Here is a 1,587-nt window from a genome sequence, read left to right on the forward strand (position 1 = left end):
GCGCGGCGGCGCCGAAGAGGTTCGCGGTCCGGATCTCATCGGTTTCATGCATAACTCATGCATAAGCTGCTCGGTGCCCGACGTCAACCGGTGGCGCGCCACCGACCGGGGGAGAAGGACGTACCGGAACTGCGGGCGGACCCGCGCGCTACAGGACCGGGAGGCTCTTGCGCAGCTCGAAGGCCGTGACCTCCGAGCGGTACTCCTCCCACTCCTGCTTCTTGTTCCGCAGGAAGAAGTCGAAGACGTGCTCGCCGAGGGTCTCCGCGCAGATCTCGCTGCGCTCCATCAGCCCGATCGCCTCGCCGAGGTTCTGCGGCAGCGGCTCGATGCCCATCGCGCGCCGCTCCGCGTCGGTCAGCGCCCACACGTCGTCCTCGGCGCCCGGCGGCAGCTCGTAGCCCTCCTCGACGCCCTTCAGGCCGGCGGCCAGCAGCATCGCGTACGCCAGGTAGGGGTTGCAGCCGGAGTCGATGGAGCGGACCTCGATGCGGGTGGAGCCGGTCTTGCCCGGCTTGTAGAGGGGGACGCGGACGAGGGCGGAGCGGTTGTTGTGGCCCCAGCAGATGTACGACGGCGCCTCCCCGCCCGCGCCGGCGGTGCGCTGGGAGCCGCCCCAGATGCGCTTGTACGAGTTGACCCACTGGTTGGTCACCGCGGAGACCTCCGCGGCGTGGCGCAGCAGCCCGGCGATGAAGGAGCGGCCGACCTTCGAGAGCTGGAACTCCGAGCCCGACTCGTGGAAGGCGTTGCGGTCGCCCTCGAAGAGCGACAGGTGGGTGTGCATCCCGGAGCCCGGGTACTCCGAGAACGGCTTCGGCATGAACGTCGCCTGCACGCCCTGCTCCAGCGCCACCTGCTTCATGATCAGCCGGAACGTCATGATGTTGTCGGCGGTCGCCAGCGCGTCCGCGTAGCGCAGGTCGATCTCCTGCTGGCCCGGGGCGCCCTCGTGGTGCGAGAACTCCACCGAGATGCCCATCGACTCCAGCATCGTGATCGCCTGCCGGCGGAAGTCCATGCCGACGTTCTGCGGGGTGTGGTCGAAGTAGCCCGAGTTGTCGGCGGGCAGCGGGCGGCTGCCGTCGACCGGCTTCTCCTTCAGCAGGAAGAACTCGATCTCGGGGTGGGTGTAGAAGGTGAAGCCCAGGTCGGAGGTCTTCGCGAGGATCCGCTTCAGCACGTACCGCGGGTCGGCGAAGGACGGTGAGCCGCCGGGCATGAGGATGTCGCAGAACATCCGTGCCGTGCCGGGGGTCTCCGCGCGCCACGGCAGCACCTGGAACGTGCCGGGGTCGGGCTTGGCGAGCATGTCCGACTCGTGCACCCGGGCGAAGCCCTCGATGGCGGAGCCGTCGAAGCCGATGCCCTCGTCGAACGCCTGCTCCAGCTCGGCGGGGGCGACGGCGACGGACTTCAGGAAGCCCAGCACGTCGGTGAACCACAGCCGCACGAACCGGATGTCGCGCTCCTCCAGGGTCCGGAGCACGAACTCCTGCTGCTTCTCCATGGTCCACATCCTCGCAGGTGATTCGATGGCGCGGGCGCGAGCCCTCAGTATCACGGTAGGGAGTTTCCGCCGCGTTT

1 protein-coding gene is annotated in these 1,587 nt (G+C 68.6%); it reads right to left on the reverse strand.

Features of this window, described 5'->3' with window-relative positions:
• Positions 1-148: 148 nt before the first annotated feature.
• Positions 149-1,510 carry a gamma-glutamylpolyamine synthetase GlnA2 gene (glnA2, locus tag H5J30_RS32195; protein ID WP_181791163.1) on the reverse strand — a complete coding sequence of 454 codons (1,362 nt, stop codon included), beginning with the start codon at positions 1,508-1,510 and terminating at the stop codon, positions 149-151.
• Positions 1,511-1,587 lie beyond the last annotated feature (77 nt).

It is taken from the genome of Streptomyces phytophilus (assembly GCF_013870535.1).
GTDB lineage: Bacteria > Actinomycetota > Actinomycetes > Streptomycetales > Streptomycetaceae > Streptomyces > Streptomyces phytophilus.